At 71.8% G+C, this 16,623-nt stretch carries 13 protein-coding genes; 7 read left to right on the top strand and 6 right to left on the bottom strand.

The features are described from left to right. Positions 1–61: 61 nt before the first annotated feature. Positions 62–652, top strand: coding sequence for an aminoacyl-tRNA hydrolase (gene pth, locus K2224_RS03365; RefSeq protein ID WP_221905178.1), 591 nt, complete (start codon positions 62–64; stop codon positions 650–652). A gap of 73 nt (positions 653–725) precedes the next feature. On the opposite strand, the gene ppc is transcribed toward pth, so the two are convergent. Further along, positions 726–3,488: a phosphoenolpyruvate carboxylase gene (gene ppc / locus K2224_RS03370; RefSeq protein WP_221905179.1), complete on the bottom strand. Its 2,763-nt coding sequence runs from the start codon at positions 3,486–3,488 to the stop codon at positions 726–728. 274 nt (positions 3,489–3,762) lie between these two features. Here ppc and K2224_RS03375 point away from each other — a divergent pair, with 274 nt between their 5' ends. Both K2224_RS03375 and K2224_RS03380 read left to right on the top strand, forming a co-directional pair. Then, positions 3,763–4,785, top strand: a complete 1,023-nt coding sequence (locus K2224_RS03375; protein WP_221905180.1) for a fatty acid desaturase — start codon at positions 3,763–3,765, stop codon at positions 4,783–4,785. Between the two features lie 7 nt (positions 4,786–4,792). Then, positions 4,793–5,524, top strand: a complete 732-nt coding sequence (locus K2224_RS03380) for a TetR/AcrR family transcriptional regulator (RefSeq protein ID WP_221905181.1) — start codon at positions 4,793–4,795, stop codon at positions 5,522–5,524. A gap of 236 nt (positions 5,525–5,760) precedes the next feature. Here K2224_RS03380 and K2224_RS03385 read toward each other — a convergent pair whose 3' ends face one another. Beyond that, positions 5,761–6,594 carry a trans-aconitate 2-methyltransferase gene (locus K2224_RS03385; protein WP_221905182.1) on the bottom strand — a complete coding sequence of 278 codons (834 nt, stop codon included), beginning with the start codon at positions 6,592–6,594 and terminating at the stop codon, positions 5,761–5,763. A gap of 201 nt (positions 6,595–6,795) precedes the next feature. On the opposite strand from K2224_RS03385, the gene K2224_RS03390 reads away from it, so the two are divergent. The 3 genes from K2224_RS03390 to K2224_RS03400 all read left to right on the top strand — a co-directional run bounded on the left by K2224_RS03390 (position 6,796) and on the right by K2224_RS03400 (position 10,312). After that, complete coding sequence (locus K2224_RS03390; protein WP_016573281.1) at positions 6,796–7,293, top strand: MarR family winged helix-turn-helix transcriptional regulator; 498 nt, start codon at positions 6,796–6,798, stop codon at positions 7,291–7,293. A gap of 66 nt (positions 7,294–7,359) precedes the next feature. Further along, on the top strand, positions 7,360–8,172 hold the full coding sequence (locus tag K2224_RS03395; RefSeq protein ID WP_260692322.1) for an SDR family NAD(P)-dependent oxidoreductase: 813 nt from the start codon (positions 7,360–7,362) through the stop codon (positions 8,170–8,172). Between the two features lie 124 nt (positions 8,173–8,296). Continuing rightward, positions 8,297–10,312, top strand: coding sequence for a beta-galactosidase (locus tag K2224_RS03400; RefSeq protein ID WP_221905183.1), 2,016 nt, complete (start codon positions 8,297–8,299; stop codon positions 10,310–10,312). Positions 10,313–10,342: 30 nt separating this feature from the next. On the opposite strand, the gene K2224_RS03405 is transcribed toward K2224_RS03400, so the two are convergent. The 4 genes from K2224_RS03405 to galT all read right to left on the bottom strand — a co-directional run bounded on the left by K2224_RS03405 (position 10,343) and on the right by galT (position 14,654). Continuing rightward, complete coding sequence (locus K2224_RS03405) at positions 10,343–11,155, bottom strand: LuxR C-terminal-related transcriptional regulator (RefSeq protein WP_398194378.1); 813 nt, start codon at positions 11,153–11,155, stop codon at positions 10,343–10,345. A 201-nt stretch (positions 11,156–11,356) separates the two neighbouring features. Further along, on the bottom strand, positions 11,357–12,535 hold the full coding sequence (galK, locus tag K2224_RS03410) for a galactokinase (RefSeq protein ID WP_221905185.1): 1,179 nt from the start codon (positions 12,533–12,535) through the stop codon (positions 11,357–11,359). Between the two features lie 119 nt (positions 12,536–12,654). Next, a complete protein-coding gene (gene galE / locus K2224_RS03415) occupies positions 12,655–13,611 on the bottom strand; it encodes a UDP-glucose 4-epimerase GalE (RefSeq protein ID WP_221905186.1) in 957 nt (318 codons plus the stop codon). Beyond that, positions 13,608–14,654, bottom strand: coding sequence for a galactose-1-phosphate uridylyltransferase (galT, locus tag K2224_RS03420; protein ID WP_221905187.1), 1,047 nt, complete (start codon positions 14,652–14,654; stop codon positions 13,608–13,610). The genes galE and galT overlap by 4 nt, the downstream gene beginning before the upstream one ends. A 266-nt stretch (positions 14,655–14,920) precedes the next feature. On the opposite strand from galT, the gene K2224_RS03425 reads away from it, so the two are divergent. Then, a complete protein-coding gene (locus tag K2224_RS03425; RefSeq protein ID WP_221905188.1) occupies positions 14,921–16,621 on the top strand; it encodes a sodium:solute symporter family protein in 1,701 nt (566 codons plus the stop codon). The last annotated feature ends 2 nt before the right edge of the window (positions 16,622–16,623 follow it).

The following is a 16,623-nucleotide window of genomic DNA, read 5'->3' on the forward strand; positions in this document are numbered from 1 at the left end:
GCTGTCGCGGCGCCGGGCGGCGCCGGGGCGGCGGTTGGGTCGTTTTCGAGGAGACGTGGACATGACGGATGCGGCGAGCCCCTGGCTCATCGTGGGGCTGGGCAATCCGGGCCCGGAGTATGCGGGCAACCGCCACAACGTGGGGTTCATGGTGGCGGACCTGCTGGCGGCGCGGATGGGTGGCCGTTTCAAGGCGCACAAGGCGCGGGCGCAGGTGGTGGAGGGGCGGATCGGTCCGCCGGGTCCGTCGAGCCGCCGGGTGGTGGTGGCGAAGCCGTCGTCGTTCATGAACCTGTCGGGTGGGCCGACGACGGCGTTGCGGGATTTCTTCAAGGTGCCGGTGGCCAACGTCGTTGCGGTGCATGACGAGTTGGACATCGATTTCGGTGCGTTGCGGTTGAAGCTGGGGGGCGGTGACAACGGGCACAACGGGCTGAAGTCGATCACGAAGTCGCTGGGTGCGGAGTATCACCGGGTGCGGTTCGGGATCGGGCGGCCGCCGGGGCGGATGCCGGTGGCGGACTTTGTGCTCAGGGATTTCTCGTCGGCGGAGCGCAAGGAGCTGGACTACTTCGTGGACCGGGCGGCGGATGCGGTGGAGGCCCTGGTGATCGAGGGTCTGGAGCGGGCGCAGTCGACGTACAACTCGTGAGGTTGCGGTGCGCGCACGGCGGGCCCGTCCGGAGGTTGCTCCGGGCGGGCCCGCCGTCTGTGTGCGGGGCCGGTCAGCCGGTGTTGCGGAGGCCGGCGGCGACGCCGTTGACGGTGAGGAGGAGGGCGCGGGAGAGCAGCGGGTCGGGTTCCTGGCCGGCGTCGGCGGCGTCGCGCTGGCGCTTGAGGAGGGAGACCTGGAGGTAGGAGATGGGGTCGAGGTAGGCGTCGCGGACGTGGAAGGTCTGCTTGAGGACGGGGCTTGCGTCGAGGAGTTCGGTTTCGCCGGTGACGCGGAGGACTTCGTCGACGGTGAGGGCGTGTTCGGCCTTGATGGTGTCGAAGACGTGCTTGAGGTCGTCGGGGACGAGGGTGTCGACGTAGTGCTGGGCGATCCGCAGGTCGGTCTTGGCCAGGGTCATCTCGACGTTGGAGAGGAAGTTGCGGAAGAAGTGCCAGTGCTCGTGCATCTCGTCGAGGACGGTGTCGAGTCCGGCTTCGCGGGCGGCCTTGAGGCCGGTGCCGACGCCGAACCAGCCGGGGACGATCTGGCGGGACTGGGTCCAGCCGAAGACCCAGGGGATGGCGCGGAGGCCGTCGAGTCCGGCGCCGGAGTCGGGGCGGCGGGAGGGGCGGGAGCCGAGGTGGAGTTCGGCGAGCTGGTCGACGGGGGTGGAGGCGAAGAAGTAGGCGGGGAGGTCGGGGTCCTCGACGAGGCGGCGGTAGGCGCCGTGGGCGGCCTCGGAGACGGTCTCCATGGCGGCGTCCCAGCGGGCGAGGGCCTCGTCGGACTGGCGGGGGGCGGTGTGCAGGGCGGACGCCTGGAGGGTGGCGGCGACGGTGAGTTCGAGGTTTTCGCGGGCCAGTGACGGTACGAGGTACTTGTCGGAGATGACCTCGCCCTGTTCGGTGACCTTGATCTCGCCTTCGAGGGTGCCGTAGGGCTGGGCGAGGATGGCGTCGTGGGAGGGGCCGCCGCCGCGGCCGACGGTGCCGCCGCGGCCGTGGAAGAGGCGGAGGCGGACGCCGTGGCGGTGGGCGACGTCGCGCAGCAGGCGCTGGGCGCGGTGGATCTCCCACTGGCTGGTGGTGATGCCGCCGAACTTGGAGGAGTCGGAGTAGCCGAGCATGACCTCCTGGACGTCGCCGCGGAGGGCGACGAGGCGGCGGTAGGAGGGGTCGGAGAGCATGTCGTCGAGGAGCTGGTCGGCGATCTTCAGCTCGTCGGTGGTCTCCAGGAGGGGGACGATGCCGACCTTGGCCCAGCCGGCGTGGAGGTCGATGAGGCCGGCTTCGCGGGCGAGGACGGCGGCGGCGAAGACGTCGTCGGAGCCCTGGCACATGGAGATGATGTAGGACTCGATGACTTCGGGGCCGAAGGTCTGCTTGGCCTTGCGGATGGTGCGGAAGACGCCGAGGGTCTTGGCGCCGGCCTCGTCCAGGGGTGCGGGGCTGGGGGCGAGGGGGCGGCGGGAGCGGAGTTCCTTGGCGAGGAGCTTGCGGCGGTAGTCGCGCGGCATGTCGGCGTAGCGCCAGGATTCCTCGCCGAGGCGGTCGAAGAGCTGGCCGAGGGCGTGATGGTGGGCGTCGGCGTGTTCGCGGACGTCCATGGTGGCGAGCTGGAGGCCGAAGGCGCCGATGGTGCGGAGGGTGCGTTCGAGCCGGCCGTCGGCGACGAGGCCGCCGCGGTGGGCGCGCAGCGAGGTCTGGACGAGGGTGAGGTCGTCGAGGAGTTCGCTGGTGCCGAGGTAGTCGCGGCCGGGGACGTGGGGGGTGTCGTTGGCCAGGCGGTCGCGGGTGTTGAGGAGCTTCTGGCGGATGCAGGTGGCCTTGAGGCGGTAGGGCTCTTCGCTGTTGAGGCGCTTGTAGCGGGGGCTGATCTCGGGGAGGAGGTCGAGGTCCCGCTGGAGGGAGGTGAGGAGTTCGTCGGTGGCGCCGCAGTTGCGGATGGAGTTGGAGAGGGCGCCGCGGAGTTCGTCGACGTGTTCGAGGGCGTCGGTGATGCCGTGTTCGTGCTGGAGGATCAGGACGTCCCAGGTGACCTGGGGGGTGACGTTGGGGTTGCCGTCGCGGTCGCCGCCGATCCAGGTGCCGAAGGTGAGGGGGCGGGTGCCGGCGGGGAGCTTGGTGCCGGCGCGTTCGAGTTCGGCGGCGAGGTCCTCCAGGACGTCGCCGACGGCGCCGCGGCCGAGTTCGTCGAGGTAGTAGATGGCGTTGCGGGCCTCGTCGGTGGGCTCGGGGCGGGCCACGCGGAGTTCGTCGGTCTGCCAGATGAGGTCGATGTTCTCGGCGAGGCGGAGGTCGACGCGGCGGCGTTCGGCGGGGTCGAGGCGGTCCAGCAGCTCGGCGATCTTGCGGAGCTTGGTGAGGACGGAGCGGCGGGCGGCCTCGGTGGGGTGGGCGGTGAAGACGGGGCGGACGCCGAGGTTGCGGGCGGTTTCCCGCAGGTGCTCGGGGTCGGCGTCCTTGAGCATGTCGGCGGTGCGGGCGAGGATGCCGCCCTCGGCGGCGCGGCGGGTGCGCAGCTCGCGGCCGCGGTGGACCTGCTCGGTGACGTTGGCCAGGTGGAAGTAGGTGGAGAAGGCGCGGACGAGCTTGGCGGCGGTGGCGAGGTCGGTCTCGCCGAGGAGCCGGGCTGCGGCCTCGCCGTCGCTGCGGGTCAGGGCGCGGACCTGTTCGACGAGGTCGAGGAGGTCCTGGCCTTCCTGCCGGACGAGGGTCTCGCCGAGGAGGTCGCCGAGGCGGCGGATGTCGGCGCGCAGGGCGACGTTGTCGCCGGTGGGGCCCTGGGTTCCGGTGGTGGCGGGCTCGGCGGGGGTGTTGTCGGCACTGCTCACAGGTGCGGCTCCTTGCAGGGATGGTGCAGTCATCGAGCACGTCTGGGCGGGTGGCGGACCGCGCTGTCCGACGTCCCCAGGATAGGTGTCCCCGTCTGTGGCGGATCACACCGTCCACAGGATGGGCGGCGGGGGGAGCAGGGGCCGGGGCGGGGTGGGCGGGCGCCTGTCACGGCCTTGCCCGGGGCGGCGTCGCTGCCATACTTACGAGACCGTAGGTTACGGTCTCGTAAGTCCGTAGCCGTGCCCCCGAGCCCCCGACGAGGGACACCACATGACCCCTGGCCCCAACGCAGTGGACGAGTCGACGATGCCGCTCGACGCGTCCGCAGGTTCTTCTGCCGCTTCCGTTCTGCCGTCCGCGACGCTGGGCGGCGAGCAGCGCAGGTCTCTGGAGCAGATCACCCTGCTGTTGTTCATCGCCGTGCCGTTTCTGGCTCTGGTCGCGGCGGTGCCGCTGGCCTGGGGCTGGGGGGTGAGCTGGCTGGACCTGGGGCTGATGACGGCGATGTACTTCATCGGCTGTCACGGCATCACGATCGGTTTCCACCGTTACTTCACGCATGGCGCGTTCAAGGCCAAGCGGCCGCTGCGGGTGGCGCTGGCGATCATGGGATCGCTGGCGGTGGAGGGGCCGCTGGTCCGGTGGGTGGCCGATCACCGCAAGCATCACAAGTTCTCCGACGCGGAGGGCGATCCGCATTCGCCGTGGCGGTACGGCGAGACGGTTCCGGCGCTGCTGAAGGGCCTGTGGTGGGCGCACATCGGCTGGATGTTCGATCAGGAGCAGACGCCGCAGCACAAGTACGCGCCCGATCTGATCAAGGACCCGGCGATCCGGCGGGTCTCGCGCCAGTTCCTGCTGTGGACGGTGGTCTCGCTGTTGGTCCCGCCGCTGGTCGGCGGGCTGGTGACGTGGTCCTGGCAGGGTGCGCTGACGGCGTTCTTCTGGGGTTCCCTGGTACGGGTGGCGCTGCTGCATCACGTGACGTGGTCGATCAACTCCATCTGCCACGCGGTGGGCCGGCGCCCGTTCAAGTCCCGGGACCGGTCCGGGAACGTCTGGTGGCTGGCGGTCCTGTCCTGCGGGGAGTCCTGGCACAACCTGCACCACGCCGACCCGACGTGTGCCCGGCACGGGGTGTTGAAGGGGCAGCTGGATTCCAGTGCCCGGCTGATCCGCTGGTTCGAGCTGGCCGGTTGGGCGCGCGACGTGCGGTGGCCGGACGCGTCGCGGCTGGACGCCCGGCGCAGCGGCGGCGCTCGTGGGGAGGGGAAGTCCCCGCTGGGGGCATGATTGACGGGTGGCGATCGACAGCAGTGCGAACAACGGCAGCAAGGGAAAGTCCTCCGCGTCTTCAAGGACCGCAGCGTCGAGGGCCGCTGCCTCGGGGTCCGCTTCCTCGGGGGGACGGCGGGCCCGTCGGGTGCGGATGACCGGCGCGGAGCGCCGTGAGCAGTTGCTGGACATCGGCCGCACGCTCTTCGCCGAGCGGGGGTACGAGGGCACGTCGGTGGAGGAGATCGCGGCGAAGGCCGGGGTCTCCAAGCCGGTGGTCTACGAGCACTTCGGCGGCAAGGAGGGGCTCTACGCGGTGGTCGTGGACCGCGAGATGCGGCAGCTGCTGGACATGGTGACCGGTGCGCTGACCGCCGGGCATCCGCGGGAGCTCCTGGAGCAGGCGGCGTTCGCGCTGCTCGACTACATCGAGACGTTCACGGACGGTTTCCGGATCCTGGTCCGGGACTCCCCCGTCGCCCAGTCGACGGGCACCTTCGCCTCGTTGATCAGCGATATCGCCACGCAGGTCGAGGACATTCTCGGGCTGGAGTTCAAGGCGCGCGGCTTCGATCCGAAGCTGGCGCCGCTGTATGCCCAGGCGCTGGTCGGCATGGTGGCGCTGACGGGCCAGTGGTGGGTCGACACCCGCAAGCCGAAGAAGGCGGAGGTGGCGGCGCATCTGGTGAATCTGGCGTGGCATGGGCTGGGGAATCTGGAGCCGAAGCCGAGGCTCATAGGGCATCGCAAGAACTGAGGTTTTCGTGGGGCGATGCCGGCCCGCGCTTCCCATGCATCCGGCGCATCCGGTCGACTACAGCAAGTAACGGAGTGGGGAACTCCTCACGCACGGTGATTCGTTGCCGGATCAAGAGGAGGAGGCGGCGGCGCATCCCGGCCGCGCCGGCCTCGAGCCAGCAGCCTTCTCCTGCCTCCCCAGGCCGGCGGCGAGCTGGATGTGGTCGAGGCCGGTGCTCATCGCGGAGCGTCCGGTCAGGCGGCGGGGTCGCCGGTGGGCTTCTGGGCTACCGCGAAGATGCGGCGGAACGGGAAGACGGTGCCGTGGCGGCCGGTCGGGTAGGCGTGGCGCAGGGCGTCGCGGTATTCGGCGAGGAAGGCGTCGCGGGCGTCCGGGTCGTCTTCGAGGGCGGTGAGGACGGGGCGGAGGGCCGTGCCCTTGACCCAGTCGAGGACGGGGTCGTCGCCTTGGAGCAGTTGCACGTAGGTGGTCTCCCATGCGTCGGTGGTGCAGCCGAGGTCGGTGAGGCGGGCCAGGTAGCCGGCGGGTTCGAGGATGTGGACGAAGCGGCGGCCGTGGTTGTCGAGGCGCTTGCGCCAGTGGGGGGCGTCGCACAGTTCGCCGAGGAGGGCGTGGCTGGGCGAGGTGAAGTTGCCCGGGACCTGGAAGGCCAGGACGCCGCCGGGGGTGAGGGTGTCGATCCAGCGGGCGAAGGAGTCGGGGTGGTTGGGGACCCATTGCAGGGCGGCGCTGGAGACGATCAGGTCGAAGGGTTCTTCGGGGGTCCAGGTGGCCGCGTCGGCGGGGGCGAAGTCGAGGTGGCCGCCGCCGGGGGTGGGGCCGGCGTAGGTCTCGGCCTCCTTGAGCATCTCGGGGGAGTTGTCGAAGCCGGTGATGTGGGCGTCCGGCCAGCGGTCGGCGAGCAGGACGGTGACGTTGCCGGGGCCGCAGCCGAGGTCGGCGATGCGGGCGGGGCGGCCGGGGCGGGGGAGTTGCGGTATACGGGCGATGAGGTCGTGGAACGGCCGGGTGCGGTGGGCCGAGTGGTGGAGGTACTGCTGTGGGTCCCAGGTCGGTGCGTCGTGCATGTTCGATAACCCCTTTGCTGGTGCAGGGTCGACACGTTCAGTAGAGGGTCGCTCCGGACTCCGCTCGGTCGAGTTCTGGCCAACTCGGATGGATTCCGGGCTCGCGGCCACGATGCCCAGTGGTACAGGAAAATATATCTCGACGTCGAGATGCTTGTCATCAAGAGACTTTATGTCGACAGACCCTTTACACTGATCGCCATGGAGGACGAGGTCGATCGACTGGTCGCAGCATGGCGCCGCGAGCGCCCGGACCTCGACGTGGAGCCGCTTGAGGTCCTCAGTCGCGTCTCCAGGCTGGCCAGACATCTCGACCGGGCCCGCCGTCTGGCGTTCTCCGAGGTGGGCCTGGAGCCCTGGGAATTCGATGTGCTGACCGCCCTCCGGCGCGCCGGTGCGCCCTACCAGCTCTCCCCCGGCGCACTGCTCACCCAGACCCTGGTCACCTCCGGCACGATGACCAACCGCATCGACCGGCTCGCCAAGAAGGAGTTGGTGGAGCGGCTGCCGGACCCCAGCGACCGGCGCGGGGTGCTGGTCCGGCTGACCGCCAAGGGCCGCGACAAGGCCGACGAGTCACTGGCCGGGCTGCTGACGCAGGAGCGGGCCATCCTGGCGGAGCTGTCGCGGCAGCAGCGCCACGAATTGGCCGGTCTGCTCCGTCGATTGACCGGACCGTTTGACAACGTGCCGGGCTAGGTCCCCGGATCGGCGCCGTTTTGGGTGCTCTTGCCGGAGTGCCCCGCAGTGGGCTTGGATCACTGCATGAGCCAGGAGGGAACGGGCTCGGCGCCCGGAGGTCCGTACTACGGCGGCGGCAGGCGGAGGCGGCGGTTCGCGGGGCGGACGGTGCTGGTCACCGGGGCGGCCGGGGGCATCGGCGCGGCCACCGCGGACCGGCTGGCGGCCGAGGGAGCCGCGGTGCTGCTGCTGGACGTCGACGACGAGCGCGGGGAGCGCACCGCGCGGCGCATCCGCGCGGCCGGCGGCCGGGCCTCGTACGAGCACTGCGACGTGGCCGGCGAGGACGACTGGCGGCGGGCCGTGGCGGCCGCGCACGGCCGGTACGGGCCGGTGGACGGGCTGGTCAGCAACGCGTATCTGCCGCATGTGGCGCCGGCCGACCGGACGTCGCCGGCGGAGTGGGACCGGCAGCTGGCGGTGAATCTGACCGGCGCGTTCCTGGGCGTGAAGGCGGCCCTGCCGGATCTGCGGACGCGCGGGGGCTCGGTGGTGCTGACGTCGTCGGTGCACGCGCTGGTGGGGTTGCCGGGGCGGCCGGCGTATGCGGCGTCGAAGGCCGGACTGACCGGGCTGGGGCGGCAGTTGGCGGTGGAGTACGGGCCGCAGGTGCGGGTGAACTGCGTACTGCCGGGGCCGGTGCTGACCGCCGCGTGGGACGGTGTCGACGAGGAGCGGCGGCGGGCCAGCGCGGCGGAGACCGCGGTGCGGCGGCTGGGGCGGCCCGAGGAGGTGGCGGCCGCCATCGCGTTCCTGCTGTCGGGTGAGGCGTCGTTCGTGACGGGGGCGAGCCTGGTGGTGGACGGCGGGTGGAGTGTGTACAAGAACTCCTCGTGAGGCAGACCTTGGGGGGCGGCGCTCCGGGAGCGGTCGGGTGCGGGGGCGGTGCCCGTGACGTGGTGCCGCGGTGGGCCCCGGGGCCGCGCGGTGCCGGAATCCGGTATGCGAGCCAGGGGGTCCGATGGGCATCCGATTCGGCGGCGACTACAACCCCGAGCAGTGGCCGGAGGAGGTGTGGGCCGAGGATCTGGAGCTGATGCGGGCGGCCCGCGTCACCATGGTCACGGCGGGGATCTTCTCCTGGGCGAAGGTCGAACCCCGGCCGGGGGAATGGGACTTCGGGTGGTTCGACCGGGTTCTGGACGGGCTGGCGGGTGCGGGGATCGAGGTGTGTCTGGCGACGATGACCGCGTCGCCGCCGCCGTGGTTGACGCATGCGCACCCGGAGGTCCTGCCGGAGGGGCCGGACGGCCGGCGGCGCTGGCCGGGGGCGCGGCAGCACTTCTGCCCGTCCAGTCCGGTGTTCCGGGCGTACGCGGTGCGGCTGGTGGAGCGGCTGGCGGCCCGGTACGCGGGCCATCCGGCGCTGGCGATGTGGCATGTGGGGAACGAGTTCGGGTGCCACACCCGGCAGTGCTTCTGCGAGGTGTCGGCGGAGGACTTCCGGCGGTGGCTGCGGGAGCGGTACGGGAGCGTGGCGGCGCTCAACGACGCCTGGTCGACGTCGTTCTGGTCGCAGGCGTACGGGGACTTCGCGGAGGTGCTGCCGCCGCGGACGGCGCCGACGTTCGCCAATCCGGCGCAGCAGTTGGACTTCCTGCGGTTCGGTGACCATGCGCTGCGGGAGTGTTATCTGGCCGAGCGGGCGGTGTTGGAGCGGTTGACGCCGGGGGTGCCGGTGACGACCAATCTGATGCCGCAGCACAAGCCGGTGGACGCGTTCGGCTGGGCGCCGTCGATGGATGTGATGGCGCTGGACTTCTACCAGGATCCGCATGTGGCGGACGATCATGTGCGGGCGGGCTATGTGTTCGACCTGATGCGGTCGGCGCGGGGCGGGCAGCCGTGGCTGTTGCTGGAGCAGGCGCCGGGTGCGGTCAACTGGCGGCCCCGCAACGGTCCCAAGCCGCCGGGGGCGATGCGGTTGTGGAGCTGGCAGGCGGTGGCGCAGGGCGCGGACGCGGTGTTGTTCTTCCAGTGGCGGCAGTCGTCGGGCGGGGCGGAGAAGTTCCACTCGGCGATGGTGCCGCACGGGGGGACGGACACCCGGATCTTCCGTGAAGTGTGTGCTTTGGGGCGGGAGTTGGCGGCGGTGCCGGGGGTCGAGGGGGCCCGGTCGGTGGCGTCGGTGGCGTTGCTGGCGGACTGGCAGAGCTGGTGGGCGCTGGAGTTGGATTCGCGGCCGTCCGCGGCGCTGGACCACTCGCGCGGCGCGCTGGAGCACTACCGGCCGTTGTTCGAGGCGGGGGTGGTGTGCGATGTGGTGCCGCCGGGGCGGGAGCTGTCGGGGTACCGGATGGTGGTGGTGCCGAATCTGTATCTGCTGACGGCCGGGGACGCGGCGCGGCTGGCGGCGTACGTCCGGGGCGGGGGGCATCTGGTCGTGTCGTTCTTCTCGGGGATCGTCGACGCGTGCGACCGGGTGCATCCGGGGGGCTATCCGGGGCCGTTGCGGGAGCTTCTGGGGCTGCGGGTGGCGGAGTTCTGGCCGCTGGCGGAGGGGGCGTCGGTGGCGGTGGGGGGCGGGCGCCATGCGGGGCGGGCGGATCTGTGGTCGGAGGAGATCGTGCCGGCCGGTGCGGAGGTGGTGGCGCGGTTCCTGGACGGGGAGTTGGCGGGGCGGCCCGCGGTGACCCGGCACGGCTACGGGCGGGGCACGGCCTGGTATGTGGGGACGCGGCTCGAACCGGCGCTGCTGCGGGCGCTGTTGGACGAGGTGCGGGAGGTGGCGGGGGTGTCGCCGGTGCTGCCGGGGTTGCCGGCGGGGGTGCAGGCGGCCGTGCGGGAGGGTGCCGGGGGCCGGTTCCTGTTCCTGCTGAACCACGGGAGCCGGGCGGTGGAGGTGGCGCTTCCGGAGCCGATGGTGGACGCGCTGGTGCCCCGGGCGGCGGCGGTGACGCGGGTGGGGCTGGCCGCCCGGGGTGTGGCCGTGCTGACCGGTCCGGGACCGGAGGGCGGTGGGGGCGCCGCGGGGTGATGCGTCCGGGCCGTCGGGGCGGGCGCGGGGTCAGGGCACGGTGAGGGGGCCCGCCGCGGCCGGTTCGAGTTCGGCGGGGCCGACGCCGGCCCGGCGGGCCAGGGCGACCGCGGCGAGGGTGGAGTGCACGCCGAGCTTGCCCAGGACGTTCTGCATGTGGGTGCGGACGGTGTGCGGGGAGAGGAAGAGCCGTTCGGCGACGGCCTTGCGGCCCAGGCCGGCGACCATGCAGCGCAGTACCTCGCGTTCGCGCGGGGTCAGGGACTCCACCAGCCGTTCGCTCTCGGTGCGGTGCTTGCGGGCCGCGGTCAGCTCGCGCAGGACGCCGGTGAGGAGGGCGGGCGGCAGGTGCGTCTCGTCGCGCAGGACGCCGCGGATGACGGCGAGGAGCCGGGAGAGCGAGGAGTCCTTGGCGACCCAGCCGGAGGCGCCGGCCTGGAGGGCGGCGGCGGCCCGGCGCGGGTCGTCGCGGTCGGCGAGGACCACGGTCCGCAGGTACGGGTGGCTGGTGCGCAGGCCGGAGACGAGTGCGATGCCGTCCGGTGGGGCGCCGCGGGGCGGGCTCTCGCGGGCGGTGCCGTCGCGGGCGGAGCCCTGGGGCGGCACCGCGAGCAGTGGTGCGGCCAGGTCGGCGTCGGCGAGCAGGACATCGAAGCGGCGGCCGTCGGATGCGGCCCGGTCGAGTGTGCGCAGCGCCGCCGGGGCGCTGCCCGCCGCTGCGACGTCCACGTCCACCTCCGCGGCCAGTGCGGCCGCCAGGGATTCGGCGAAGATGCGGTGGTCGTCTACCACCAGAACCCGGATTCGTTGCACAGAGACCCCCTGTCTCGGTGAACGGACCATAGCGGGCACGGCGCCCGGATTGAAGATCGCCTCCGTCGCGCGGACGTCGCCGCGGAGCCGGCCCCCCTGCCCGGGGCGCGGCACCGGCACGGTCTCGCCCCCTGATCGGCGCCGGCCCCCACCGGCGCTGGTGACAGCGTACGGACGGGGGGCGGGGCGGGAGGGCGGTTGACGAAAGTGGCGGGGCGGGGTCCGCGGGCGCTATGTGTCCAGGCGGTGGGCGCCGGGGCCGGGGACGGCGGGGAAGATCCGCGGGGCGGTGTGGCCGGCGGTGGCGAACGCGGTGTGCAGGGCGTCGGTGACGTCCGGGGCGGCGGCCTCCTCGACGAGGACGAGGGCGGAGCCGCCGAAGCCGCCGCCGGTCATCCGGGCGCCGAGGGCTCCGGCGGCGCCGGCGGTGTCGACGGCGAGGTCGAGTTCGGGGCAGGAGATCTTGAAGTCGTCGCGGAGGGAGGCGTGGCCGGCGGTGAGCAGGGGGCCGATGGCGCGGGGGCGGCCGGCTTCGAGGTGGGTGACGGCCTGTTCCACGCGGTGGTTCTCGGTGACGATGTGGCGCACCAGGGCCTGGACGACGGGGTCGCCGGCGAGTTCTTCGAGGGCGGCGGGCAGATGTGCGTGGGGGATGTCGCGCAGCGCGTGCACGCCGAGCGCCCGCGCGCCGCGTTCGCATCCGGCGCGCCGTTCGGCGTATGCGCCGTCGCCGAGGCGGTGCCGGACGCGGGTGTCGACGACGAGGAGGCGCAGGCCCGCGGCGGCCAGGTCGAACGGGACGTGGCGGCGGGTGAGGTCGCGGGTGTCGAGGAAGAGGGCGTGGCCGGCGGTGCAGCAGGCGGCGGCGGTCTGGTCCATGATTCCGCAGGGCACGCCGACGAAGGCGTTCTCGGCGCGCTGGGCGAGCCGGGCCAGTTCGTCGCGGGGCAGGCCGAGGCCGTGCAGGTCGTCGAGGGCGAGGGCGGTGGCGACCTCCAGGGCGGCGGAGGAGGAGAGGCCGGCGCCGAGCGGGACGGTGCTGGTGTAGTGCAGGTCGGCGCCGCCGACGGGCAGGCCGGCCTCCCGCATCGCCCAGGCCACGCCAGCGGGGTAGGCGGCCCAGTCGCCGCCGGCGGCGGCCGGCGGGCGGAGGTCGTCCAGGCGCAGTTCGACGATGCCGCCGTCGGCGCCGGCGGAGTGCAGCCGCAGGACCCCGTCGGTGCGGGGTGCGGCGGCGGCGAGGGTGGTGTGCGGGAGGGCCAGTGGCATCACGAAGCCGTCGTTGTAGTCGGTGTGTTCACCGATGAGATTGACGCGGCCGGGGGCGGCCCATAGTCCGGTGGGCTGTGTGCCGTAGACGGCGTGGAAGGTCGCCGCCGTTTCGTGTGCGCCGTGCGACGTGTCTCTCACGTGGTTCCTTCGTGCGGTGGGCTCGCTCGGGGCGCCGCCCCGGACCCCGGTCCTCAAACGCCAGACGGCTGGATTTTGCCGCGCTGGGTTTTGCCGGGCTGGGTTTTGCCGGGCTGGGTCTACTGCCCGGAGTTCGCGAACTTCCAGGCGTCGGTGATGATTTCGGTGAGGTCGGGGCGGGTGGGGCGCCAGCCGAGCCGGGTGGTGGCGGTGTGGGCGGAGGCGACGAGGACGGCGGGGTCGCCGGGGCGGCGAGGGGCGGCGATCTCGGGGATGGGGTGGCCGGTGACCTCGCGGGCGGTCTCGACGACCTCGCGGACGGAGAAGCCGTTGCCGTTGCCGAGGTTGCAGATGAGGTGTTCGCCGGGCCGCGCGGCCTTCAGGGCCAGCAGATGGGCCTCGGCGAGGTCGGCGACGTGGATGTAGTCGCGGACGCAGGTGCCGTCGGGGGTGGGGTAGTCGTCGCCGTAGACGGAGATGGCCTCGCGGCGGCCCTGGGCGACCTGGAGGACGAGCGGGATCAGGTGCGATTCGGGGTCGTGGCGTTCGCCGCTGGCGCCGTACGCGCCGGCGACGTTGAAGTAGCGCAGGGAGACCGCGGCCAGGCCGTGGGCGGCCGCCTCGCCGGTGATCATGTGGTCGACGGCGAGCTTGCTCGCGCCGTAGGGGGAGGTGGGGGCCGTCGGGTCGGTCTCGGTGATCGGGGTGCCGACGGGCTCGCCGTAGGTGGCGGCGGTGGAGGAGAAGACGAGGGTGCGCACGCCGGCGGTGCGCATCGCGGCGAGCAGTGCCATGCTGCCGCCGACGTTGTTGTGCCAGTACTTCTCGGGCTTGGCGACGGACTCGCCGACCTGGGAGTAGGCGGCGAAGTGGAGGACGGCGTCGTAGGAACGGTCCAGCCAGCGGTGGGCGTCGTGGATGTCGCCCTCGACGAAGTCGGCGCCGGCCGGGACGGCGGCGCGGAAGCCGGTGGAGAGGTTGTCCAGGACGGTGACGGTGTGTCCGGCCTCCAGCAGGTGTCGGGCCACCACGCTGCCCACGTAGCCCGCGCCGCCGGTCACCAGGTATGTGCTCATGGCTTGCTCGCTGCCTCTCGCAGTCGGTCGGCCGCGGTCTCCGGCGGCACGTCGTTGATGAACACGTTCATGCCGGACTCGGAACCCGCGAGGAACTTCAGCTTGCCGGGAGTCCTGCGGACGGTGAAGAGCTCTAGGTGGAGCGCGAACCGGGAGCGCTCCGCGGCGTGTACGGGTGCCTGGTGCCAGGCGGAGATGTACGGCGTCGGGGGTGCTTCCGGGCCGAAGAGCCGGTCGAACCGGCGCAAGACTTCCAGGTAGATCTGTGGGAATTCTGTGCGGGCGGCGCCGTCGAGGGCGAGCAGGTCGGGGACCCGGCGCTTGGGGTAGAGATGCACTTCGTAGGGCCAGTGGGCGGCGTAGGGGACGAAGGCGGTCCAGTGTTCGCCGTCGAGGACGATGCGGCGGCCGTCGGCGCGTTCGCGGGCGACGACGTCGTCGAAGAGGTTGCGGCCGGTCTTCTCGTGGTGGGCGGCCAGGGAGGCCAGCATCCGCTCGGTGCGCGGGGTGACGAAGGGGTAGGCGTAGATCTGGCCGTGCGGGTGGCCGAGGGTGACGCCGATCTCGGCGCCGCGGTTCTCGAAGCAGAAGACCTGGGCGACGCCGGGGAGTCGGGTCAGGGCGGCGGTGCGGTCGGTCCAGGCGTCGAGGACGAGGGCGGCCTGGTCGTCGGTGAGGTCGGCGAACGAGGCGTCGTGGTCGGGGGTGAAGCAGACCACTTCGCAGCGGCCGTGGGGGCCGGCCAGGGAGGGGAAGCGGTTCTCGAAGACGGCGACGTCGTAGTCGGCGGCGGGGATCTCGGTGTGCCGGCCGTCGCGGGAGGGGCACAGCGGGCACTCGTCGGCCGGCGGGTGATAGGTGCGGCCCTGGCGGTGGGAGGCGATGGCGACGGTGTCGCCGAGGAGGGGGTCGGCGCGGATCTCGGAGGCGGTGGCGACCGGGTCGAGGGGCCGGGGGTCGGCGGCGGTGCGGTCGGTGGTGTCGGACGCGTCGTAGTAGATCAGCTCCCGGCCGTCCGCGAGCCGCGTCGTCGTCTTCTTCACCGGGGAGCTCCTCACCATGGCGACCACGCCAGCCAAACACAAACAAACACAATGAAGCACAACCGAACAGAGTCGTCAACGCGGGGCCACACCCGCCCCGTTGGGCTCACAGAGCGGACATAGCGGATAAATGCCAGCACGTTCGACGACCATCGCTCATGATCCAACAACTGAATCAAACAAAACTATTCAGTTTTCGGTCGGGCCTGCGTACGTTTTTGTGCGTTCACTTCGCACACCGCTGTGCTCCCCGAAAAGAGTCCTCCATGATCACTCTTGCCGAAGGGCTACGCCTCCCGACCAACGGGCTCGACTACACGATCCTGGCCCTCTACTTCGTCGTCGTCCTCGGCATCGGCTTCGCCGCCCGGCGCAGCGTGCGGACGAGCCTGGACTTCTTCCTCTCCGGGCGGTCGCTGCCCGCCTGGGTCACCGGGCTCGCCTTCGTCGCCGCCAACCTCGGCGCCACCGAGATCCTCGGCATGGCGGCGACCGGCGCGCAGTACGGCGTCGCGGTCGTCCACTGGTACTGGATCGGCGCCATCCCGGCCATGGTCTTCCTCGGCCTGGTCATGATGCCCTTCTACTACCGCTCCAAGGTCCGCTCCGTGCCGGAGTTCCTGCTCCAGCGCTTCGACCGGTCGGCCCACCTGCTCAGCTCGGTGCTGTTCGCCTTCGCCGCCGTCCTGATCGCCGGCGTGAACCTCTACGCCCTGTCAATCGTCGTCGAGGCGCTGCTCGGCTGGCCCCAGTGGGTCGCCATCGTCGTCGCCGGGCTGTTCGTCCTCGCCTACATCACCATCGGCGGGCTCTCCTCGGCGATCTACAACGAGGTGCTCCAGTTCTTCGTCATCCTCGCCGCGCTGATCCCGCTGGCCGTCCTCGGCCTCAAGCGGGTCGGCGGCTGGAGCGGGCTGTCCCACTCGCTGACGGCCTCGCACGGCCACGACTTCCTGACCGCCTGGGGCGGCACCGGCATCGGCCAGGCCAACCCGCTGGGCGCCAACTGGCTGACCATCGTCCTCGGTCTGGGCTTCGTGCTCTCCTTCGGCTACTGGACCACCAACTTCGCCGAGGTGCAGCGCGCACTGTCCGCGAAGAACCTCTCCGCCGCCCGGCGCACCCCGCTCATCGGCGCCTTCCCGAAGATGTTCATCGTCTTCCTGGTGATGATCCCGGGCCTGGTCGCCGCCGTCCTCGTCCCGAAGATCGGCGCCCCGGGCGGCCTCCCGTACAACGACGCGATCCCCTACCTGATGCAGGAACTGCTGCCCAACGGCGTGCTGGGCATCGCCGTCACCGGGCTGCTGGCCGCCTTCATGGCCGGCATGGCCGCCAACGTCTCGTCCTTCAACACCGTCTTCACGTACGACATCTGGGCCAAGTACGTGAAGCGGGACCGGCCCGACGGGTACTACCTGCGGTTCGGCCGGCTGATCACCGCGATCGGGGTGCTGGCCTCGATCGGCACCGCGTTCATCGCCTCGTCGTTCTCCAACATCATGGGCTACCTCCAGACCCTGTTCTCCTTCTTCAACGTGCCGATGTTCGTGGTGTTCATCATCGGCATGTTCTGGAAGCGGGCCTCGATGAAGTCCGGTGTCTGGGGCCTGCTGGCCGGCACCACCGCCGCGATGGTCAACTACTTCTGGATCTACAAGCAGCACGTGATCTCCATCCCGACCGACCAGGGCGCCAACTTCGTCTCCGCGATCGTCGGCTTCGTCGCCGGCGCGGTCGTCATGGTCGTCGTCACGCTCTTCACCGAGCCCAGGCCGGCGGCCGAACTCGCCGGGCTGGTCTGGGAGTCCGGCCGCACAGGACGGGCCGGCGGCGACGGGGCGGCCGCGCCGGAGCCCGCGGAGCCTTCCGCCGAGGGCGACGACGCCTGGTACCGCAAGCCCGCGCTGCTCGGCTGGGGCGCCGTGGTCCTCGCCGCGCTGTGCTACCTGCCCTACTCGCTCTGACC

It is taken from the genome of Streptomyces sp. BHT-5-2 (assembly GCF_019774615.1).
Taxonomy (GTDB): Bacteria; Actinomycetota; Actinomycetes; order Streptomycetales; family Streptomycetaceae; genus Streptomyces.